Source organism: Pseudomonas sp. 10C3 (genome assembly GCF_036346185.1).
Taxonomy (GTDB): domain Bacteria; phylum Pseudomonadota; class Gammaproteobacteria; order Pseudomonadales; family Pseudomonadaceae; genus Aquipseudomonas.
The window spans coordinates 98,553-118,274 of the sequence record NZ_JASJVE010000004.1 but is presented as its reverse complement, the minus strand read 5'-3'; the positions used below and the strand labels follow the sequence as shown (position 1 = coordinate 118,274).

Below are 19,722 nucleotides of genomic sequence, written 5' to 3'. Positions count from 1 at the left end.
AAACAACGGCGACATCATAACAAACGCCGGGGTGCATTGGCACACCCCTTAGGTCTAGTACCGGCGAGTCCGGCCCACCCGTCAGCCGGCCTTGGTTTCGCCGCCATCTTTCACACAATCAAACACCTCGTCGCGCAACGCTGGCAGCTCTTTGGCGCAGTAATCACTGCCCAACGCGTTAAGGGCACCGCACATACCTTCCAGCCTGGCATCGACCGCTTGCAGATGGTCGAGCAGCTGACCGATCGCCCGCGCCACCGGATCAGGCATATCTTCGCTGACCCCATAGGCATCGAAACCGAGCTTTTCGGCGATGGCTTTACGTTTGGCTTCCACGTCGCCGTCGGACTTTATGATGATCCGCCCTGGAATACCCACGACAGTGGCACCGGCCGGCACCGCCTTGGTGACCACCGCATTGGAGCCAACCTTGGCACCCGCACCGACCGTGAACGGCCCCAACACCTTGGCACCCGCCCCAACAACCACGCCCGACTCGAGCGTCGGATGGCGCTTGCCTTTATTCCAGCTGGTTCCACCCAGGGTGACACCCTGATAGAGCGTCACGTCGTCGCCGATTTCCGCGGTTTCGCCGATCACGATGCCCATTCCGTGATCGATGAAGAAGCGCCGCCCAATCGTTGCCCCCGGATGAATCTCAATGCCGGTCAACCAGCGACCGAAATTGGACACCACGCGCGCCAGCCACTTCCAGTCAAGGGTCCACAGGTAATGCGACAAACGATGCAGCCAGATTGCGTGCATGCCGGGATAGCAGGTCAGCACCTCAAAGGCGTTGCGCGCAGCCGGATCGCGATGGAACACACTTTGAATATCTTCTCGCAAACGCTCGAACATCATTGATCCTTCAGTTTATGAGGCTCGCCGCGCGCCACTTTCTGCGTCTCGGTAAGAATGCCCCGCAAAATATTCATCTCTGACCGGTACACCGCGCGACGACCGAACAGGCGACGCAAGCGTGCCATCAGGTGACGCGGGTTTTCCGTGTCGAGAAAACCGATATCGACCAGCGTGGACTGGAGATGGCCGTAAAACAGCTCCATCTCATCCATGGTGACTTCTTCCACACTGCGCGCAGAGGCCACTTCGACCTTTTCGACCTTGGTCGGCTGCCCTTGCGCTGCGAGCCAGGACATCCGCACCTCATAGGCCAGCACCTGCACCGCTGCCGCCAGATTGAGCGAACTGAACTCAGGGTCCGAGGGGATGTGGATGTGATAGTGACATCGCTGCAGCTCTTCGTTGGTCAGGCCGGCATATTCACGACCGAACACCAGCGCCACTTCCGCGCCCTGCGCCGCCTGCTCGGACGCCATCACCCCACACTCACGCGGATCAAGCAGCGGCCAGGGGATTCGCCGATCACGCGCACTGGTGCCCAGCACCAGATTGCAGCCGACCAGCGCGTCTTCCAGGGTCGCGACGACCTGCGCGTTTTCCAGGATATCGCTTGCGCCAGAGGCCCGCGCATCAGCCTCATGGTTAGGGAAAACCAGTGGATCGACCAGCACCAGGCGTGAAAGCCCCATGTTTTTCATGGCACGAGCAGCTCCACCGATATTACCGGGGTGACTGGTACCGACCAGGACAACACGAATATTTTGCAGCAATGCAAGTTCTCACAGACGGGAGAAAGGGGAGCAAATCTTACAGAACCACCCCCATTAACGCTATGGACGCTATGCAGGCTGGAAATAATTGATGCTACGCCCTACAATGTTCGGCTTTCTTTAACGACCTAGGTGAAACGTCCATGCAGCCCATGCTGAATATCGCGCTGCGCGCCGCCCGCAGCGCCAGTGAATTGATTTTCCGCTCCATCGAGCGCTTGGATACCATCAAGGTCGACGAAAAAGACGCGAAGGATTACGTCACTGAAATCGATCGGGCTGCCGAGCACAACATCATTGCCGCCCTGCGCAAAGCTTATCCGACCCACGGCATCCTTGGCGAAGAAAGCGGCATGCACGAAGGCAGCGGCGAAGGCACAGAATACCTGTGGATCATCGACCCGCTTGATGGCACCACCAACTTCGTACGCGGTGTTCCACACTTCGCTGTCAGCATCGCCTGCAAATACCGCGGCCGTCTTGAACATGCCGTGGTTCTCGACCCGGTCCGTCAGGAAGAATTCACCGCCAGCCGTGGCCGTGGTGCCGCGCTTAACGGTCGCCGTCTGCGCGTAAGCCAGCGTAAAAGCCTCGAAGGCGCCCTGCTGGGTACCGGCTTTCCGTTCCGCGAAGGGCAAATGGACAACCTGGAAAACTACCTGGGCATGTTCCGCAGCCTGGTCGGTCAGACCGCCGGCATTCGCCGTGCAGGCGCCGCCAGCCTCGACCTCGCCTATGTAGCTGCCGGTCGTTTCGATGCGTACTGGGAGTCGGGCCTGTCCGAGTGGGACATGGCAGCGGGCGCACTACTGATTCAAGAAGCTGGCGGCCTGGTGAGCGATTTCACCGGCGGTCACGAGTTCCTTGAAAAAGGTCATATCGTTGCAGGCAACACCAAGTGCTTCAAAGCGGTACTGACCTCGATCGCACCGCACCTGCCGGCCTCGCTGAAGCGCTAAGCCTCAGGGTCGACAATAAAAACCGGCGTTCGCCGGTTTTTTTATGCCCCGCACAAACAAAAAAAGCACCCGAAGGTGCTTTTCTTTGATGCCGATTCTGACGCGTCTTACTGAGCGCCTTGACCCAATACCAGCTGACCTTCTTTGTTGACCGGAATCTGGTTACCCGGATCACGGTCCATACGCACCTGACCGACCTTGTCGTTCAGTTTGTATTTCACGTCATAACCCACGACCTTGTCGCTGATGTCATTGACCGTATTGCAGCGGGTCTGAGTCGTGGTGTATGTATCTCTGTTCTGCATACCTTCCTGAACTTTGTTGCCCGCGTAACCACCGCCCACCGCACCGGCGACCGTCGCGATTTTTTTGCCGTTACCGCCACCCACCTGATTGCCAAGCAAGCCACCGGCCACGGCACCCAGCACGCTACCCATGATCTGATGCTGATCCTTGACGGGCGCCTGACGGGTGACCGCTACGTCTTTGCACACTTCACGCGGGGTCTTGACCTGCTCCTTGATGGGTTGCACACCCAACACCTCTGCATACTCAGGGCCGCTTTTCACCAAGTTATACGTGGCGACAGCACCGCCAGCGGTCACGCCGACAGCCCCCAACACCGCACCAATTAGCAACGACTTGTTCACTTGAACCTCCTGGTAACCTCGCGCGAAATTTCCCACGCTACTCCCAGCCTTGGAGTACGAAAAAGGGCGTGAGTTCAACACTCACGCCCTTCTGGGTCCAAACCGGTAAAGCATTCAGGCTTTACGGACGCTCATCAACCTTGTCAGCCACAACAGGAGGAATCAGATCCTCAGTGCTCAGGTTCAGCCAGATCAACACCACGTTAGCGATGTAGATGGAGGAGTAAGTACCCGCCAGTACACCAATGAACAATGCGACGGAGAACCCGTGCAGGCTGTCGCCACCGAAAACCCACAACGCCACGATTGCCAGCAAGGTGGAAATCGAGGTCGCCATGGTCCGCAACAGGGTTTGCGTAGTGGAGATGTTGATGTTTTCAATCAACGACGCCTTGCGCAGTATCCGGAAGTTTTCCCGGACCCGGTCGAAGACCACAATCGTATCGTTCAACGAGTAACCGATGATCGCCAACACAGCCGCAAGCACCGTGAGGTCAAAGGTCACCTGGAAGAACGACAGGATCCCGATGGTGACGATCACGTCGTGAATCAGGGAGACGATTGCACCGACCGCGAATTTCCACTGGAAGCGAAAGGCCAGGTAAATCAATACCCCGCCCAGCGCCATCAGCATGCCGAGGCCGCCCTGATCGCGCAGTTCTTCACCGACTTGCGGGCCAACGAACTCGACGCGCTTGACGGTGACCGGGTTATCCGCGCCGCCTTTGCGCAAGGCTTCCGCAACCTGAGTACCCAACTGCGGATCTTCGCCCGGCATACGCACCAGCAAATCGGTGGTAGCACCGAAGCTCTGCACAACGGCATCGTGGTAACCGGCAGTAACCAGTTCCTCACGCACCTTGCCAAGATCAGCCGGATGCTCGTAAGTCAGCTCGATGAGCGTACCGCCGGTGAAGTCCAGACCGTAGTTAAGCCCTTTGTGGAAGCAGCTAAACAACGCCAGCGCGGTAAGGAACATGGTAAAGGCGAACGCAACATTGCGAACGCCCATAAAGTTAATCGTACGTAACATGGCAGCCCCTTAAATCCACAACTTCTTGAAGTCACGTCCGCCGAAGATCAGGTTGACCATTGCGCGGGTCACCATGATGGCCGTGAACATCGAGGTAAAGATCCCGAGCGACATGGTCACCGCAAAGCCTTTGACAGGGCCTGTGCCCATCGCAAAGAGAATGCCGCCGACCAACAGTGTTGTCAGGTTGGCGTCGAGGATCGCGGTGAATGCCCGGCCGAAGCCTTCATTGATTGCCCGCTGCACCGTCATGCCCGCAGCGATCTCTTCACGTATCCGCGAGAAGATCAGTACGTTGGCGTCGACCGCCATACCCATCGTCAGAACGATACCGGCGATACCCGGCAGGGTCAGCGTTGCACCCAGCAAGGACATCAGTGCCAGCAGCATGACCATGTTCACGGCCAGTGCGACGGTGGCGATGACGCCGAAGAAACGGTAGATCGCCATGATGAACAGCGACACAAACAACATGCCCCACAGCGATGCATCGATACCCTTGGTGATGTTGTCAGCACCCAGGCTCGGACCGATGGTACGTTCTTCAGCGAAGTACATCGGCGCAGCCAGACCACCGGCACGCAACAGCAGCGCAAGCTCGGACGCCTCACCCTGACCGTTCAGGCCAGTGATACGGAACTGGCTACCCAGCGGCGACTGGATGGTCGCCAGGCTGATGATCTTCTTCTCTTCCTTGAAGGTCTGGACCGGCACGTCTTTCTCGACACCGTTGACCATCTGCTTGACGTAGGTCGTCGTCGGCTTCTGCTCGATGAAGATCACCGCCATGCTGCGACCCACGTTACTGCGAGTCGAACGACTCATCAGCTCGCCACCATGACCATCCAGACGGATGTTCACTTGCGGACGACCGTGTTCGTCGAAGCCGGCCTTGGCATCGGTCACCTGGTCACCCGTGATGATCAGCCCACGCTCGACCGGTGCCGCAGGACGACCGCCCTCACGAAACTCGAACATCTCGGTAGTGGCTTTCGAATCTTCAGGACCTGCGCCTAGACGGAACTCCAGGTTGGCAGTCTTGCCCAGAATACGCTTGGCTTCAGCGGTGTCCTGCACGCCCGGCAGCTCAACCACGATACGGTTGGCGCCCTGACGCTGAACCAAAGGCTCGGCGACACCCAGTTCGTTGACTCGGTTACGTACCGTGGTCAAGTTCTGCTTGATTGAGTATTCACGAATCTCGGCCAGCTTGGCCGGAGTCATCGCCAGACGCAGCACGGACAAACCGCCGCGCTCGCTGGTGGTCACGTCAAAATCGTTGAAGCTCTTGCGGATCAGGGTACGCGCTTGTTCGCGAGAGTCTGCATCGCTGAAACCAAGCTGGATACCACCGTCGAGTTGCGGCAGGCTGCGATAACGCACACGCTCTTTACGCAACAGGGATTTGACTTCGCCTTCATACACCTTAAGGCGCGCATCCAGAGCCTTATCCATGTCCACTTCCAGCAGGAAGTGCACACCACCGGACAAGTCCAGACCCATCTTCATCGGGCTTGCACCAATGCTGCGCAACCACTTCGGCGTGGTCGGAGCCAGGTTCAACGCAACGACATAGTCGTCACCCAAAGCCTTGCGCACGACGTCCTTCGCTGGCAACTGGTCTTCTTGCTTGGTCAGACGCAACAAACCGCCCTTGCCCTTCTCGGCCAGGGTGGAGCCTTTGACCGTAATGCCCGCATCGGTAAGCGCTCGGCTCACACGATCCAGGTCAGCCTGGTTCACCTGCAACGCAGTGCTTGCGCCACTGATTTGAATGGCCGGATCGTCAGGGTAGAGATTGGGTGCGGAATAAATAAAACCGACCACCAGCACCGCCAGGATCAGTACGTATTTCCACAGAGGGTATTTGTTCAGCATCACGCCGCCCGCTTATAACGCGGGGCGCCTTGCGCGCCCCGTCGATTGGTAAAAGACTGAAACTTAGATCGCTTTCAAGGTGCCCTTAGGCAGCGTGGCAGCGATAGCGGCCTTTTGGATTTTCAGTTCAACGGTGTCAGACACTTCGATGACCACGAAGTCGTCGGTCACTTTGTTGATCTTGCCCGCAATACCACCGGAAGTGACAACTTCGTCACCTTTTTGCAGGTTGCCCAGCAGGTTTTTCTGTTCTTTCGCGCGCTTGGCCTGTGGACGCCAGATCATCAGATAGAAGATGACCAGGAAGCCGACCAGGAAAATCCATTCAAAGCCCGAACCAGCAGGACCGGCGGCAGGTGCAGCAGCGTCCGCGAAAGCGGTAGGGATAAAAAAGCTCATTTAGCACTCCAATTGCAAAATTTTGTTAAGAGGGTAGAAAACTCAGTACTCAATCAATCCAAAGGCGGCGTTGGAAGCCCGCGTTTGGCATAGAAGGCATCGACAAAGGCGGCCAATGTACCTTGTTGAATAGACTCGCGCAAACCAGCCATAAGCACTTGGTAATGCCGCAAATTGTGAATGGTATTGAGCATGCTCCCCAGCATTTCCCCGCACTTATCCAGATGATGCAGATACGCACGCGAGAAGTTCTTGCAGGTATAGCAATCGCAGGTCGGATCCAGTGACGAATCGTCATGACGATGGAACGCGTTACGGATTTTCAACACACCCGTATCAATGAACAAATGGCCGTTGCGCGCGTTGCGGGTTGGCATCACGCAATCGAACATATCGATACCGCGGCGCACACCTTCAACCAGATCTTCTGGCTTGCCCACGCCCATCAAGTAACGAGGTTTGTCAGCCGGCATCATGCCCGGCAAGTAGTCCAGCACCTTGATCATCTCGTGCTTGGGCTCACCGACCGACAGACCGCCGATAGCCAGACCGTCGAAACCGATCTGATCCAGGCCTTCCAGCGAGCGCATGCGCAAATCCTGGTGCATGCCGCCCTGAACGATACCAAACAGCGCCGCCGTGTTTTCGCCGTGGGCGATTTTCGAGCGTTTGGCCCAACGTAACGACAGCTCCATGGAGACCCGCGCAACGTCTTCATCAGCCGGGTATGGTGTGCACTCGTCGAAAATCATCACGATGTCAGAGCCCAGATCACGCTGAACCTGCATCGACTCTTCCGGCCCCATGAACACCTTGGCGCCATCGACCGGAGAGGCGAAGGTCACTCCCTCCTCCTTGATTTTGCGCATGGCGCCCAGGCTGAACACCTGAAAACCACCGGAGTCAGTGAGAATCGGCCCGCTCCACTGCATGAAATCGTGCAGGTCGCCGTGACGCTTGATCACTTCAGTCCCGGGACGCAGCCACAAGTGGAACGTATTACCGAGGATGATCTGCGCGCCAGTCGCTTCGATATCCCGAGGTAGCATGCCTTTGACCGTGCCGTAAGTACCGACCGGCATGAAAGCAGGGGTTTCGACCACACCCCGAGGAAAGGTCAAACGACCGCGACGTGCTTTGCCGTCAGTGGCCAGCAACTCGAAAGACATACGACTGGTGTTGCTCATGCGTGATCCTCTGGGGCCGATTCCTTGGGAGCTGTCGGCGCGGGATTGCGGGTGATGAACATTGCATCACCGTAACTGAAGAAGCGGTACCCATGCTCCACTGCCGCCGCATAGGCAGCCATGGTTTCGGGGTAACCGGCGAACGCCGAAACCAGCATCAACAGCGTGGATTCAGGCAAATGAAAGTTGGTCACCAGGGCATCGACCACATGGAACGGACGCCCGGGAAAAATAAAGATATCGGTGTCACCACTGAACGCCTTGAGCTGACCGTCGCGCGCCGCACTCTCCAGCGAGCGCACGCTGGTGGTGCCCACGGCAATCACTCGACCGCCCCGCGCACGGCACGCCGCCACGGCATCGACAACGTCCTGACTGACTTCCAGCCACTCATTGTGCATATGGTGATCTTCGAGCAGCTCAACGCGTACCGGCTGGAACGTACCCGCACCGACATGCAGGGTCACGAAAGCCGTTGAAACGCCCTTCTGCGCAATCGCATCGAGCAGCGCCTGATCGAAATGCAGCCCCGCAGTCGGCGCGGCAACCGCCCCGGCGCGCTCGGCATATACCGTCTGATAACGCTCACGATCGGCGCTGTCATCGGGACGGTCTATATAAGGAGGCAACGGCATATGGCCGACCCGCTCCAGCAACGGCAACACCTCTTCGGCAAAACGCAGCTCGAACAGGGTGTCATGACGGACCACCATCTCCGCCTCACCGCCGCCATCGATCAGGATCATCGTGCCCGGCTTGGGGGACTTGCTCGAACGCACATGGGCCAATACCCGATGGCTGTCGAGCACACGCTCAACCAGAATCTCCAGCTTGCCGCCGGAAGCCTTCTGCCCGAACAGGCGCGCCGGGATCACCCGGGTATTGTTGAACACCATCAAGTCGCCGGGGCGCAAATGCTCCAGCAAATCGGTGAATTGACGGTGCGCCAGTGCGCCGCTAACCCCATCCAGGGTCAACAAGCGGCTGCCACAACGCTCGGCCAAAGGATGGCGAGCAATCAAAGAATCAGGGAGCTCGAAGGTAAAGTCAGCAACACGCATGATGGGGTTCGTCTAGCAGGGCCGGAAAGTTTAGCGGAAATAATGAACATTCACCACGAAACATGATTGACCAACGGTAATCTCATCTCTATACTCCGCGCCCATCAAGCCCTGATGGCGGAATCGGTAGACGCGGCGGATTCAAAATCCGTTTTCGAAAGGAGTGGGAGTTCGAGTCTCCCTCGGGGCACCAAATAGCAGTACCCAGCGGTCCCTAAAAGACCCTGAACACCAGAAAAACCGGCCCTAGCGCCGGTTTTTTTTGTGCCTACGATTCCCCAACCATCCCTTGTAAGCCCGAATTATTGTGAGTAGATTCGTGAGTAGACTGAGTTCGGTCGAAAAATCTACTCACATCCTGACGGGTAAATCTCCCCGCCAGCGCCAGCCCTGAGGGTTTGCCATGGCACTCACCGACACCGCCGCTCGCACGGCAAAGCCCCGCGAAAAACTTTACCGTCTGGCGGATGCTGCAGGCCTGTGCCTCGAGGTTACAACCGGAGGCTCAAAGCTATGGCGATTCCGATACCGCTTCGGGGGCAAAGCAAAAATGATGGGATTGGGTGCTTACCCCTCGGTCACCTTGGCCAAGGCCCGGGAGCGCCGAGAAGACGCCCGCCGTTTGTTGGCTGACGGCATAGACCCCACCGCTTACAAGCAGGACGAGAAGCGCGCCCAGGCTGCGCATGTTCACCTCTTTGAAGAGCTGGCGCGCGAGTGGTACGCCTACAACTCGCCACGCTGGGCAGCCTCCACCGCCGCCAAAGCTCTGCAATACCTAGAAGCTGACATTCTCTCTGTGATTGGCCAACGCCCACTGGCAGAGATCAAGCGGCCCGAGCTAGTCGCTCTGGTGCGCAAAGTCGAGAAGCGCGGCGCATTTAATGTTGCCGGTAAAGTCCGCCAGTGGCTGAGTCAGATATTCCGCTACGGCCTGGCCAAGGGTTCCGTGGAATCTAACCCGGCAACTGACCTTGACGTGGTAGCCGCTATCGCACCGAGGACGAAGAACCACCCCCACGTTCCGCTTTCAGAGATACCCACGCTGCTGGGCAAGCTGGATGCCGCCAAATGCGACGTTATGACCCGTATGGCAGTGCGCTTGCTACTGCTGACCGGCGTGCGACCTGGTGAACTGCGTCACGCGCCATGGCATGAGTTCGATCTTGAGTCAGCGACCTGGACAATCCCCGCTGCCCGGATGAAGTCCCGTAGACCGCATATCGTGCCTCTGCCCCGCCAGGCGGTGGCGACGCTGCTAGAGCTCAAGGAAATCTCCGGCAGCTATCCCATTGCCTTCCCGGGCCGCAACAACCGGGAGCGCCCCCAGTCGGAGAATACGGTGAACAAGGCGCTGCACCAGATCGGCTACGAAGGTCGGCAGACCGGCCACGGATTCCGTCACCTGCTCAGTACCGAACTCAACAGCCGTGGTTACAACCGCGACTGGATCGAACGCCAGCTCGCCCACGGTGATCAGGACGAAATCCGCGACACGTACAACCACGCCAACTACCTAGAACCGCGCCGGGGAATGATGCAGGCGTGGGCAGATTCAGTTGAGGCCCTTTGCGCGGGTAAAAATGTGGTTCCAATTAGGAGCGCCAATAAGTGAGCAAGCTTTATAAATTCCGCCCATACCTGCATATGGATGAAGCAGCGGCTTACCTAGAACAACTTATTAGTGAAGAAGTTGCCGAAGAGGATATATATAGCCTTTTCATTATGGGCAAGATTAATGCGTACATAGGAGGAAACCTTGTGGGTCTTCCTGTTAGCCCGCCAACGGCTGAAACTGAATTCGACGGGCCTTGGCAATTCATCACGAATGAATGCTTAACGAAATGCGATTTTTTCACAAAAGCACTTAGCTACCCATACCAAGTTTGCGAAACATCGATGGGGCAAACTTTGCTAAACATGGTCGATGGAGTGCCCTATGCGTGGTTTAAAATAACGGAAGGATATAATCCAAGCTCAGGTCCGGCAAGAAATTCAAACAATTTGGAACCGATCAATACTGACGATGACTTGGTGGTTCTTCCGAGTGATATTCTTAGCATCGCGAACGAAGCCAATAACGTCTCACAACTACCGACTGACAAAGAGCAAGCAGACGATACTGTCGTATGGTTCTTCGATGAAGAAGGAAAAAAAGTAACTCGCAAGCCGCAACGCCTTGCAAAATCAGTAAAAGTACAGAGCCCTACAGAGCAGCCGCGTGTGATCGATTCACCCTCTACTCCTCTTGCCGTGGCAGCGCTTCTTGAGCTTCTAAGTATCAAGGGTGGTTCCGCTCTAAATCAGTCTGCGGTGATTGCCAAAATTTTGGATCTATACCCAACCAGACGAGGCCTGAGCAAACGAAATTTAGAGGCCATATTTGCTACTGCCAAAAAAGCGGCAAGCCACTCAGAGAGATGACCGCTCCGCAATTGCGAATATTCCTTCCGCAATTGCGATGACCTTTACTGAGCGACTGAACAGAATCCCTAGCCATACCCAGCACGCCTTAGGAGGCGCACGGAATGGCTACTCAAGAACCCCGCCGTTTTATTCGAGTCAAAGAAGTCCTCGATATAACTTCGCTGAGCAATTCAGAGCTGTACCGCCGCATCAAGGCCGGGACGTTCCCTGCTCAGGTCAGGCTTGCACCTGGTCATGTCGTCTGGATCGAATCAGAGGTTAACGCCTGGTGTGCTGCCCGTATCGCTGAATGCCGGGGTGAGGCGGCATGAATTTGCAGACCTCCACTCAGGCCCTTTTCCCCAGTTGTGCCCTTTTTCCCCAGTCGTGCCCATGCCCAAGGCTGGGCACAACTGAAGGCACAAGGGCACGACTGGCAAAAACTGATCGTGTGAAACCGCTTGCGCTTGCCACTCAAGATCGCTACATTTCCCCCGTCGCTGCAAATTCAGCGACCGGGTTTTGCCGCCCGACCAACTCTAGACGCACCAGCGTCCATGTCCCGAAAATAGACGCTTTTTTTGTGCCTGAATTTTCGCGTTATGGTGGCTGTGCGTGGGACACCTTCGGGTGTGCCGGGTTCCTAGAGTCCCGGTCGGCAAACCCGCGTACAGCTGCCACCCTAATTCGTTTTGCCGCGAAGCGTGGCAGCTCCTCAACTCTAGGAGCGTCACCAATGCAGTTCTCCCCTACCCAAGATCCGTCCGTAACTCTCGGCAAAGCCGCCGCGCACCGCGCTATGGCAATCGCCGCACTTCACGCAGACTCAAGCCTCTCCGTTAGACTGAAGCGCTACAACCATCACATCGAAATTGCCCGCAGCCTTGAAGCTCAGGCGGTGGCGAAATGACTTTCCAATGCGGAACACTCGCCCACTCTGCCGACGATCACGGTAATCGCTTGGCTACTGCTGGCATGGCACTCGAAACGCTCGCCAATTTGCTTGGCCTTGACGGTAGCGAACATGGCCTCAGTGATTCTCAAGCGCATGGCCTTGCCTGGGCAGTGAGTTCTATCGCCGCCTTGGTTCGTGACGCTGGTTTCGATCTTTGTGACAAGGCTGAAATCGAGGTGCGGAAATGAATAAGCGCCTCGCAACCACCGAAAAGAACTTCTGCCGCGCTGGTCCGGCTCAAGAAAAGCTTTCGATGTTTAAAGTAGTTGAAGGCATCGACGCGGAGCATGCGCTAGAGAAAGCTTCCAGCTTGATGGAGGTGGTTATGCTCAGTATTGATGATGCGGCAATGGGCGTGACAGAACTGAAAGGTCAGCACGCCTGGCTTGTGCTTCACGCCGTCGAGAGTGCCAAGGCAATTATTGACGCTCTTTGGACTACATTGGATCTCGAAGGTCTAGGGCAAGTCAAAGAGGCATAACCATGAAAACTCAAAACGGCGCACTTGCGCTGTCGGGATCGGCTTGCCTGGATAAAGTGCTTAGTTACCTCGACAAAGTTAAACCTTCTGGCGCTAACAATTGGAAAGCCTGCTGTCCTGCACACGATGATAAGAACCCAAGCTTGGCAATAACTGAAACTTCGGACGGCACTATTTTACTCAAGTGCTGGGCTGGCTGTACCGCTCAGGGCATTGTTTCAGCTATCGGCCTAGAGTTGCGCGATCTATTCCCTGGCGAGAGGCGTGAACCTCGCGGACCAAGTAAACAGGCCATTGAGCATGAGCGCATGGTTTACCGCGTTGGTAAGTCGTTATTCGAACAAGGAAAACTTGAGGGTGACGACATCGAACGCTTCAACCTTTCCAAACAGCGCTTGGGGGCCATATGAGCAATAAAGATAGATTCGCAGAACAGTGGAAAGGCCCGATAAGCCCGTTACAGGTTGCCGATATCAAAGCAGCGCCCAATGTCCCCGCCGTATGGAAGGTAAACGCTGTCAGCGCAGCCAATATCAAGCCTGTTGCCATTCGGTGGCTTTGGCCTGGCTGGTTGGCCAAGGGGAAATTGCACATCCTCGCGGGTGCTGGTGGTACAGGGAAAACCACGCTGCTCATTAGCCTGATTGCGACCATTACCACGGGCGGACGGTGGCCAGACGGTGAGATTTGTCCTGAGCGCGGCAGTGTCTTGATCTGGTCGAGCGAAGATGACCCGGCAGACACGTTGGTGCCGCGCCTGATCGCTGCGGGCGCTGACTTGTCGCGAGTGCACATCATTCAGGGGCGCACCAACGCTCAAGGCGACGCTGACCCCTTCGACCCATCGAACGATATCGGGTTGCTGCGCGACACGGTGCGCGAGCTGGGCGGTGTGTCATTAATGATGCTCGATCCGGTGGTCAGTGCCGTGAAAGGGGATATGCACAAGGCCAATGATGTCAGGCGTGGCCTGCAATGCGTGGTGGACTTCGCCGAGGCCAATTTGTGCGCCGTGGTCGGTATCAGCCACTTTGCCAAGGGTGGCGCGGGTTCGGCGCCAGCAGATCGGGTGATCGGCTCGCAAGCATTCTCGGCATTGGCCCGGACAGTGCTGGTGGCCGCAAAACAGCAAGATTCTGATGCGCGAGTATTGGCGCGGGCTAAATCCAATATTGGCACCGACGAAGGCGGCGTCTCTTACACCATCGAGCCAGTAACCATTGATGGCGGGATCGAGACTACCTGTGTTGCGTGGGGCGACCTGATACAGGGGTCAGCGCGTGACATTCTCGGCGATGTTGAGTCAGTCGATGACGATCGCCTGGACGATGCCGACGATCCCGCCGAGGCGCTTCGGCGGATATTGAGTGACGGCCCTCTGACAGGTAAGGCAGCTAAGGCGCTAATGACCGGCAACGGTTACACGCAAAAGCAGATCCGCAATGCCCGCGAACGGCTCTCGATTGTGACGGCTCGATCAGGCTTTGGCGGAGAGACAATTGTGAGTTGGTCGCTGCCCCAGGCCAAGGGTGAGTACGCGCCCTTCCCACCAGTCGTGCCCTCTGACGGTCAGTCGCGCCCAGCCTTGGACATGGGCACGACTGGAGAAAAAGGGCACGACTGGAACAAATTCATTAATCAGGCACATCCTCAGAACTTCACCGATGACGATTCGGAGGAGGTCTGATGGCCGCCCTCGCCTACCTGATCAATCTCGGATTTGCGGCGAAATTGAGCGGCAAGCGTGTTCGGGTTTCGCCTGCAAGCAAACTCAATGACCGGGTGCGGGCCTACATCAAAAACCACCGCCTTGAACTGATCGCGGAGCTTGCCTCGAATGACGGTATCGAGCGCCGCTGCCATTGGCAGGTCATGCGTGACGGGAAACCACTCTGCACGATGATCGGGGAGCCCATAACGCGAGCAGAAGCCTTGGAGGTAGTCCGGTGGCGCTGGCCGGACGCTGATCTTGCATAGGCCCCCATCATTGGTGGATGGCGCAGATCTGCTCCACCAATGGTGGAAGACCACTAACGCTCACACCGCTACCTGATCGTTACCAGAGATGCGCTCAGATTGAGGAAGTTAACTCTCCCCGTTAGGGGAAGTTGGGCAACACATTAGATCGGCCGAGTTTTCGGCACATCTCAGAGACTGAAATCATGACCACGCTGCACGTCACTGTTACTGATGCCGAGATCCGCAGGCAGGCGACCGGCACCGCGCGCCAACTGCGCGACCCTCGATTTCCTGAGCTGAGGTTTCGTTACTCCACGGCCAGTCGTGCCAAAGGTGCCTGGCACGTTGTGGTGCGCGGTAAGTGGGGCAAAGCTGGTAACTATCCCGGTATCAACGCCAAGCTGATGCAGGCCACCTTGCCTGCCATCCTTGCGCGGCGGGCGATCGATCCGGACGCAGCCTCAACAGAGAATGCCTGGGCAATCACGGGCGATCTGCTGAATTGGTACACCGACCGAATGTTGCGGGACCGCAGCCTTTCCGCCAAGCGTAAGGCTGGGGCTAAATCCGCGCTGACCTGCCACCTGGTGCCGAGGTTGGCCAACCTGCCGCTGTCCGACTTCGACAAGGCATCATTGGATAGCTTGCTGATGTGGCCACTACAGGAACGCTACAAGCTGTCGTATGTGCGCCTGGTCTACAGCGTGTTGGCTGCGGCGATGCGCCAGGCCCAACGCTTGGGACTGCTGCGCCTCAACCCCATGGCGGGCCTCAAGTACAGCGACTTTGTGTCGGCACGCATCAAGCCCAAGCCCTCCCGGCTGCGCAGTGATGATCTGCCCGACGTGCTGGCCAAGCTCGCCGCCCAGTTCGGTACGCGGCCCGCCGACGCCATGTTGCCCCTAATGATGCTGTGCCATGGGACGCGCCTGGGCGAAACCCGAACGGCCTTGTGGAGAAACATCAACCTGACCACGCGCCTGTGGTTCATCCCCGCCGCAGACACCAAGACCAAGGCCGAGCACACCCTGCCGCTGACCGAGCAGACCTGCGCGCTGCTGCGCCGTTATCAGGCCCGTCAGTTGGTCAACGGTTATCAGGGGGCCTACCTGTTCCCTGGCACCAAGCGCGGGGCCATGAGTGCCACCACCGCCACGCTGGTGTTCTCCACACTGAGCGATCACCAGTGGAGCAGCCACGATCTGCGCAAGGTGGCCCGCACCGCCTGGATGGATCTGGGGATCGATTACCTGGTGGGCGAGATGCTGGTGAACCATGCACTGAAGAACATGGACGCCACCTACATCCACACCACCGCCGAGACCTTGAAGCGCCAGGCGTTGGAGAAGTGGCACGCCCGGTTAGATCAGGACGGGCTAAGCCTTATCGGCGGCGAGACAACGCCGGGACAAAGCGTTTCGCAAAAACCATTACAGCCCACGGAACACAAGCCCTCCAGCCCAATCGAGATTCCACTACAGAGGAGTACGTTTAACCATGAGTGAGATCGAACAGGAGATCACTGATCGCCTTACCGCTGTGGGTGTGACGCCGTTGATTGGCGGTCTGGTGCCGGAGTTCGCCGCCGCTGACCTGCTGGGATACGCCCCCAGCTACCTGCGCCGACTGGCTGCTGATGGCCTGGCCCCCATCCCGTTTGTGCGCCGGGGGAATCGGCGCTTCTACAAAATCGTCGACATTGCGCGATTCGCGACGAATACCGCCGCTTAACGTCGGAGTTAACCGCAGACGGGGATTGGCGTGCGTGCATAACGTAGTTGGCATGAACTCACGCTATGCGCTGGGGGAATGCCACACCTCCTCACGCCGTGCGCTGTCGAGGTGCCCATAGACCGCAAATGGGATTACCCATGACAACTACTCACGATCAGCGCTGGAGCAAGCTCAAAGCTGCCCTCAACGCTAACCAAACTCCCACGGATGGCCGCCAGGCAATGGCGACCATCACCCAAGAGATTACCGAAATGACCCAGGACGTGGACCAACTGGTTACTGTGCTCAAAGCGCACAAGGAAACCATTGAAGGCCAAGGCCAGAAGCAGACCGAATTCGGCGCTCGGCTGCATGAGCTGGAGCAGCGCGCCGTGGCGGGTGGCTTGAAGGCCGCTACCGGCACCACTACCGGCGATGCCCAGGCGATCAGCGCGGCAGTGTGTGATGCCGAGGGCCTGTCCGGTATCCGGGCAGGCCAGAAGTCGACCGGCCGTATCACGGTAGAATCTGGCCTGCGCGCTGCGGTGACCAACCCTGACAAGGGCACCACTGGCTCGACCAGCTACCCGACCGCGCCCACTCGCGCACCTGGTATTCAGGGTATCCCTCAACCGCGGCTGAGCCTGCTGGATGTGTTGCCCATCGTGCCGGTCGAAGGTTCCACCTATGAGTACGTCCAGCTTGACGGTTACCTGAGTGGTGCCGCCTATCAGGCGAAAGAAGGCGACACCAAAGCCGAGGGCCAACTGCCCACCAAGCTTTCTCGCGCAGAGATCGCCACCATCGCCACCTGGATTCCGGCAAGCCTTCAAGTACTCAACGATAACTCCCAGCTCCAACAGCAGATCGGCTTGCTGATGAGCGTGGGCGTACGGCAGAAGCTGGAGCAGGAACTGCTGATCGGTGATGGTGGTGCGGGCGAGATTCTCGGTCTGATCGCGCAAGCAACCACAGTAACGCCCGGGCTGACGGGTCGTCCTGTGGACCGTATTGGCCTGGCCCTGACTGACCTCAAGGCCGCCGGCTGGAACCCTAACGTGATCGTGATGAACCCGCGTGACTGGTTCGCTATCGAGAGCGAGCGCGCCGATACCGGTGATGGACAGTACGTGATTGGTACGCCTCGCGACCCGGCACCACCAAGCCTGTGGGGTACGCCTGTCGTGGTGACCATGGGGATGCCGGAGCTGGGCGCGCTCATCCTCGACACCAGCACCACGGCATTGCTCGACCGCCAAGAAGTCACGGTAGAAGCGAGCCGGATGGATGGGGACAACTTCAAACGCAACCTCGTGACCATCCTGGCCGAGCTGCGCGCAGGCCTGGCGGTGTACGCACCCACATCAATGCGCCTGGTGCCTTTGACCACCACGCCTTAACGATCAGCAAAGGGGCGGCCTGTATCGGGTCGCCTCTTGAGGACATTCCGATGAGCCACATCAAACCCGAACCGCTCCCAAAGCCGATCCAGCAGGCGCTGAACCAGATCGCTCACAGTCGTGCCTTGCTCTATCAGGCTGCGTGCCGTGACCGTATCCGCAAAGAGATCGATGGCTTCCTCGCCCAGGGCATGAGTTACCAGCAGGCCATCGAGGCGCTGCGCACGAACCCGCCGACCATTGACCCCGGCTACTAGGATCGATCTGGTTCACTCTTACAGCGTGAACCAGGGGTGGGGCGGTGCGAAACCGTAGAGGCCTTTGTGCCGGACACCGCCCCCCACCGCACGTAGAGATTTTCTCCCCCGCTCAGGAAAAGTTAAATGGCGTTAACCGACAAAAAGCGCCGGTTTGCTGACGCTCTCTTGTCCAGAGCGAGCAAATCCCAGGCCGCAATCGATGCAGGCTACAGCGTGAAGACCGCGCCCCAAGCGGGCTCCAAGCTATCCAAGGACAAAGACGTGACCGGCTATCTGCAGCGGCGCGGCACATCAGATCAACCGCCCCCAAAAGTCAAGTCCGAGGTTAAAAAGGTTAAGTCTGAGGTTAAAAAAGTTAACTCCGATGAAGCCGGAACTCCAGACGCTTTGACGTTTGACACCAGGGCTCTGCTTGAGCGCATTGCGCGTGACAACGAAAAGCTGAACCCAGACCTGGCCGCGAAAATTGCGTTGGGGTTAATGCCGTATGACCACCCCAAGAAAGGCGATGTCGGCAAGAAGGAAGCGGCCGAAACTGCCTCTCAGAAAGCGGCAAAAGGGAAGTTTGGCCCCTCTGCACCACCGCCCACTCATCTGCGTTCGGTGAAATAAATGACTTCTGATGAAGAAAAGCCAGACGTGTTCGGGCAATACAACGATCCGCTGGATTTCCTGCTGGTGATTATGAATGACGAATCGGCCAGCGTAGCTGATCGCCTGGATGCGGCCGCCGACCTGATGCCCTACTTCCACGAACCGCTTGGCGAGCTCGAAGATGAAGATGACGACGACCTAGGATGAATCCACGTGCCGCCGCTCCGATTCATACGAGCCCTGCTGGTTTTGACATACGGGATTTCCCCGCATGTGTGTGTGTGCCATAGCTTTAAGGTACTTAATGAAGATAACGATCCCGACGACTGAACAGCGTGCAAGGCGTCACAATCTCAATGAATAGGAAGGTCAAGATATGACAGAGCGCATGCGAAATATCCAGCTGGGCGTCGCACTCGGTTAGCGCTTCGGCAAAGAACACAACCTAGTCGTAAGCGACATTGCTGAAGTAGTGCGGGCACTTAGCGTGCTTCATAAGGGCTTTACGCAATACATGAACGAGGCCCGGTCAAAAGGGATCGTCTTCGCCATGTACTACGGCGATCGCAATATCGGTATGGATGAGATCCGTAATCCGCCTGGCAGCGGGACCATCCGGATCGTACCAGTAGTCGAAGGCAGCAAGAGCAGTGGAGGATTGCAAACGGTCGTGGGAATCGCGCTGGTGGTGGCTGCAAGTTACTTCTCTGGCGGCCTCGCTGCTGGCGCCGTGGGATCCACTGCTTTGTTCGGCACCACGGCTGGCTCGCTGATCGGGTCCGTCGGGATATCCCTTGCCCTTGGTGGCGTAGCCCAGATGGTCGCTGGAACCCAGCCAGGCCTGAGCAGCTCGGAGTCGGCCGACAACCGGCCAAGCTACAACTTCTCCGGCATCAAAAACACCATGACCCAAGGTGGCCCAGTCCCTCTCTGCTACGGCGAGATGATCGTCGGTTCCGCCTGTGCTTCCCTCGGCATCGTTGCTGAGGATCAGCAATAATGATCTTGGAGGGGGCGTCGTTGATTCTGGCGGGGTCTACACGCAAAATAACATCTGATTTGAAGTAATTACCACGCGCCTGTCTGGTAGCGCATCACCAGCTATCCGCCGCCTACTCCTATGATACGCATCTGCCGCAGCGGCGGCGTATCACTC

At 57.6% G+C, this 19,722-nt stretch carries 24 protein-coding genes and 1 tRNA gene; 16 read left to right on the top strand and 9 right to left on the bottom strand.

Going from position 1 to position 19,722, the window contains the following annotated elements:
• Positions 1-81: 81 nt before the first annotated feature.
• Together cysE and trmJ are read right to left on the bottom strand one after the other, a co-directional pair.
• Positions 82-858 (bottom strand): serine O-acetyltransferase, encoded by a 777-nt coding sequence (gene cysE, locus QN399_RS05365; protein ID WP_322178127.1) that lies wholly within the window; start codon positions 856-858, stop codon positions 82-84.
• Complete coding sequence (trmJ, locus tag QN399_RS05360) at positions 858-1,631, bottom strand: tRNA (cytosine(32)/uridine(32)-2'-O)-methyltransferase TrmJ (protein ID WP_322178126.1); 774 nt, start codon at positions 1,629-1,631, stop codon at positions 858-860. Before trmJ ends, cysE begins: the two co-directional genes overlap by 1 nt.
• A gap of 143 nt (positions 1,632-1,774) precedes the next feature.
• Here trmJ and suhB point away from each other — a divergent pair, with 143 nt between their 5' ends.
• Positions 1,775-2,590 carry an inositol-phosphate phosphatase gene (suhB, locus tag QN399_RS05355; protein ID WP_322178125.1) on the top strand — a complete coding sequence of 272 codons (816 nt, stop codon included), beginning with the start codon at positions 1,775-1,777 and terminating at the stop codon, positions 2,588-2,590.
• Between the two features lie 107 nt (positions 2,591-2,697).
• On the opposite strand, the gene QN399_RS05350 is transcribed toward suhB, so the two are convergent.
• From QN399_RS05350 to queA, 6 genes are all read right to left on the bottom strand, one after another.
• A complete protein-coding gene (locus QN399_RS05350; protein WP_219061119.1) occupies positions 2,698-3,240 on the bottom strand; it encodes a glycine zipper 2TM domain-containing protein in 543 nt (180 codons plus the stop codon).
• Positions 3,241-3,361: 121 nt separating this feature from the next.
• The gene (secF, locus tag QN399_RS05345) at positions 3,362-4,273 is read right to left on the bottom strand and encodes a protein translocase subunit SecF (protein WP_322178124.1); all 912 of its coding nucleotides are present in this window, start codon (positions 4,271-4,273) and stop codon (positions 3,362-3,364) included.
• Positions 4,274-4,282: 9 nt separating this feature from the next.
• The gene (gene secD, locus QN399_RS05340) at positions 4,283-6,151 is read right to left on the bottom strand and encodes a protein translocase subunit SecD (protein WP_322178123.1); all 1,869 of its coding nucleotides are present in this window, start codon (positions 6,149-6,151) and stop codon (positions 4,283-4,285) included.
• A 63-nt stretch (positions 6,152-6,214) separates the two neighbouring features.
• Complete coding sequence (gene yajC / locus QN399_RS05335; protein ID WP_219061116.1) at positions 6,215-6,550, bottom strand: preprotein translocase subunit YajC; 336 nt, start codon at positions 6,548-6,550, stop codon at positions 6,215-6,217.
• A gap of 53 nt (positions 6,551-6,603) precedes the next feature.
• Positions 6,604-7,719, bottom strand: coding sequence for a tRNA guanosine(34) transglycosylase Tgt (tgt, locus tag QN399_RS05330; protein WP_219061312.1), 1,116 nt, complete (start codon positions 7,717-7,719; stop codon positions 6,604-6,606).
• A 14-nt stretch (positions 7,720-7,733) separates the two neighbouring features.
• Entirely contained in the window at positions 7,734-8,798 is a 1,065-nt protein-coding gene (gene queA / locus QN399_RS05325; protein WP_322215206.1) for a tRNA preQ1(34) S-adenosylmethionine ribosyltransferase-isomerase QueA, read from the bottom strand.
• Positions 8,799-8,906: 108 nt separating this feature from the next.
• Between queA and QN399_RS05320 the strand changes: the two genes are divergently transcribed.
• The 4 genes from QN399_RS05320 (at position 8,907) to QN399_RS05305 (ending at position 11,536) form a co-directional block, all read left to right on the top strand.
• Positions 8,907-8,991: transfer RNA gene (locus QN399_RS05320), tRNA-Leu, on the top strand.
• A 210-nt stretch (positions 8,992-9,201) separates the two neighbouring features.
• Entirely contained in the window at positions 9,202-10,413 is a 1,212-nt protein-coding gene (locus QN399_RS05315; RefSeq protein ID WP_330200664.1) for an integrase arm-type DNA-binding domain-containing protein, read from the top strand.
• Positions 10,410-11,222 (top strand): hypothetical protein, encoded by an 813-nt coding sequence (locus tag QN399_RS05310; RefSeq protein WP_330200663.1) that lies wholly within the window; start codon positions 10,410-10,412, stop codon positions 11,220-11,222. Before QN399_RS05315 ends, QN399_RS05310 begins: the two co-directional genes overlap by 4 nt.
• A gap of 104 nt (positions 11,223-11,326) precedes the next feature.
• Complete coding sequence (locus QN399_RS05305; RefSeq protein ID WP_330200662.1) at positions 11,327-11,536, top strand: AlpA family phage regulatory protein; 210 nt, start codon at positions 11,327-11,329, stop codon at positions 11,534-11,536.
• 559 nt (positions 11,537-12,095) lie between these two features.
• Here QN399_RS05305 and QN399_RS05300 read toward each other — a convergent pair.
• Positions 12,096-12,254: a hypothetical protein gene (locus tag QN399_RS05300; RefSeq protein ID WP_330200661.1), complete on the bottom strand. Its 159-nt coding sequence runs from the start codon at positions 12,252-12,254 to the stop codon at positions 12,096-12,098.
• Between the two features lie 89 nt (positions 12,255-12,343).
• Between QN399_RS05300 and QN399_RS05295 the strand changes: the two genes are divergently transcribed.
• The 11 genes from QN399_RS05295 (at position 12,344) to QN399_RS05245 (ending at position 19,566) form a co-directional block, all read left to right on the top strand.
• A complete protein-coding gene (locus QN399_RS05295; RefSeq protein WP_330200660.1) occupies positions 12,344-12,640 on the top strand; it encodes a DUF3077 domain-containing protein in 297 nt (98 codons plus the stop codon).
• A 2-nt stretch (positions 12,641-12,642) separates the two neighbouring features.
• The gene (locus QN399_RS05290; RefSeq protein ID WP_330200659.1) at positions 12,643-13,050 is read left to right on the top strand and encodes a CHC2 zinc finger domain-containing protein; all 408 of its coding nucleotides are present in this window, start codon (positions 12,643-12,645) and stop codon (positions 13,048-13,050) included.
• The gene (locus tag QN399_RS05285) at positions 13,047-14,327 is read left to right on the top strand and encodes an AAA family ATPase (RefSeq protein WP_330200658.1); all 1,281 of its coding nucleotides are present in this window, start codon (positions 13,047-13,049) and stop codon (positions 14,325-14,327) included. The genes QN399_RS05290 and QN399_RS05285 overlap by 4 nt, the downstream gene beginning before the upstream one ends.
• Complete coding sequence (locus QN399_RS05280; protein WP_330200657.1) at positions 14,327-14,617, top strand: hypothetical protein; 291 nt, start codon at positions 14,327-14,329, stop codon at positions 14,615-14,617. The genes QN399_RS05285 and QN399_RS05280 overlap by 1 nt, the downstream gene beginning before the upstream one ends.
• A 185-nt stretch (positions 14,618-14,802) precedes the next feature.
• On the top strand, positions 14,803-16,104 hold the full coding sequence (locus tag QN399_RS05275) for a site-specific integrase (protein WP_330200656.1): 1,302 nt from the start codon (positions 14,803-14,805) through the stop codon (positions 16,102-16,104).
• Positions 16,097-16,330, top strand: coding sequence for a DNA-binding protein (locus QN399_RS05270; RefSeq protein ID WP_330200655.1), 234 nt, complete (start codon positions 16,097-16,099; stop codon positions 16,328-16,330). Before QN399_RS05275 ends, QN399_RS05270 begins: the two co-directional genes overlap by 8 nt.
• Positions 16,331-16,470: 140 nt before the next feature.
• The gene (locus QN399_RS05265; RefSeq protein ID WP_330200654.1) at positions 16,471-17,712 is read left to right on the top strand and encodes a phage major capsid protein; all 1,242 of its coding nucleotides are present in this window, start codon (positions 16,471-16,473) and stop codon (positions 17,710-17,712) included.
• A gap of 50 nt (positions 17,713-17,762) precedes the next feature.
• A complete protein-coding gene (locus QN399_RS05260) occupies positions 17,763-17,969 on the top strand; it encodes a hypothetical protein (protein ID WP_330200653.1) in 207 nt (68 codons plus the stop codon).
• Between the two features lie 126 nt (positions 17,970-18,095).
• Positions 18,096-18,584 (top strand): terminase small subunit, encoded by a 489-nt coding sequence (locus tag QN399_RS05255; RefSeq protein WP_330200652.1) that lies wholly within the window; start codon positions 18,096-18,098, stop codon positions 18,582-18,584.
• Positions 18,585-18,773: a hypothetical protein gene (locus tag QN399_RS05250; protein WP_330200651.1), complete on the top strand. Its 189-nt coding sequence runs from the start codon at positions 18,585-18,587 to the stop codon at positions 18,771-18,773.
• 343 nt (positions 18,774-19,116) lie between these two features.
• On the top strand, positions 19,117-19,566 hold the full coding sequence (locus QN399_RS05245; RefSeq protein ID WP_330200650.1) for a tail assembly protein: 450 nt from the start codon (positions 19,117-19,119) through the stop codon (positions 19,564-19,566).
• The last annotated feature ends 156 nt before the right edge of the window (positions 19,567-19,722 follow it).

What these genes read in the sequence shown, in the direction of transcription:
- cysE (WP_322178127.1), bottom strand. Translation starts at nt 858, where the DNA reads ATGTTCGAGCGTTTGCGAGAAGATATTCAAAGTGTGTTCCATCGCGAT.
- suhB (WP_322178125.1), top strand. Translation starts at nt 1,775, where the DNA reads ATGCAGCCCATGCTGAATATCGCGCTGCGCGCCGCCCGCAGCGCCAGT.
- secF (WP_322178124.1), bottom strand. Translation starts at nt 4,273, where the DNA reads ATGTTACGTACGATTAACTTTATGGGCGTTCGCAATGTTGCGTTCGCC.
- secD (WP_322178123.1), bottom strand. Translation starts at nt 6,151, where the DNA reads ATGCTGAACAAATACCCTCTGTGGAAATACGTACTGATCCTGGCGGTG.
- yajC (WP_219061116.1), bottom strand. Translation starts at nt 6,550, where the DNA reads ATGAGCTTTTTTATCCCTACCGCTTTCGCGGACGCTGCTGCACCTGCC.
- tgt (WP_219061312.1), bottom strand. Translation starts at nt 7,719, where the DNA reads ATGTCTTTCGAGTTGCTGGCCACTGACGGCAAAGCACGTCGCGGTCGT.
- queA (WP_322215206.1), bottom strand. Translation starts at nt 8,798, where the DNA reads ATGCGTGTTGCTGACTTTACCTTCGAGCTCCCTGATTCTTTGATTGCT.
- QN399_RS05315 (WP_330200664.1), top strand. Translation starts at nt 9,202, where the DNA reads ATGGCACTCACCGACACCGCCGCTCGCACGGCAAAGCCCCGCGAAAAA.
- QN399_RS05305 (WP_330200662.1), top strand. Translation starts at nt 11,327, where the DNA reads ATGGCTACTCAAGAACCCCGCCGTTTTATTCGAGTCAAAGAAGTCCTC.
- QN399_RS05300 (WP_330200661.1), bottom strand. Translation starts at nt 12,254, where the DNA reads ATGCGCTTGAGAATCACTGAGGCCATGTTCGCTACCGTCAAGGCCAAG.
- QN399_RS05295 (WP_330200660.1), top strand. Translation starts at nt 12,344, where the DNA reads ATGAATAAGCGCCTCGCAACCACCGAAAAGAACTTCTGCCGCGCTGGT.
- QN399_RS05290 (WP_330200659.1), top strand. Translation starts at nt 12,643, where the DNA reads ATGAAAACTCAAAACGGCGCACTTGCGCTGTCGGGATCGGCTTGCCTG.
- QN399_RS05285 (WP_330200658.1), top strand. Translation starts at nt 13,047, where the DNA reads ATGAGCAATAAAGATAGATTCGCAGAACAGTGGAAAGGCCCGATAAGC.
- QN399_RS05280 (WP_330200657.1), top strand. Translation starts at nt 14,327, where the DNA reads ATGGCCGCCCTCGCCTACCTGATCAATCTCGGATTTGCGGCGAAATTG.
- QN399_RS05275 (WP_330200656.1), top strand. Translation starts at nt 14,803, where the DNA reads ATGACCACGCTGCACGTCACTGTTACTGATGCCGAGATCCGCAGGCAG.
- QN399_RS05270 (WP_330200655.1), top strand. Translation starts at nt 16,097, where the DNA reads ATGAGTGAGATCGAACAGGAGATCACTGATCGCCTTACCGCTGTGGGT.
- QN399_RS05265 (WP_330200654.1), top strand. Translation starts at nt 16,471, where the DNA reads ATGACAACTACTCACGATCAGCGCTGGAGCAAGCTCAAAGCTGCCCTC.
- QN399_RS05260 (WP_330200653.1), top strand. Translation starts at nt 17,763, where the DNA reads ATGAGCCACATCAAACCCGAACCGCTCCCAAAGCCGATCCAGCAGGCG.
- QN399_RS05255 (WP_330200652.1), top strand. Translation starts at nt 18,096, where the DNA reads ATGGCGTTAACCGACAAAAAGCGCCGGTTTGCTGACGCTCTCTTGTCC.
- QN399_RS05250 (WP_330200651.1), top strand. Translation starts at nt 18,585, where the DNA reads ATGACTTCTGATGAAGAAAAGCCAGACGTGTTCGGGCAATACAACGAT.
- QN399_RS05245 (WP_330200650.1), top strand. Translation starts at nt 19,117, where the DNA reads ATGTACTACGGCGATCGCAATATCGGTATGGATGAGATCCGTAATCCG.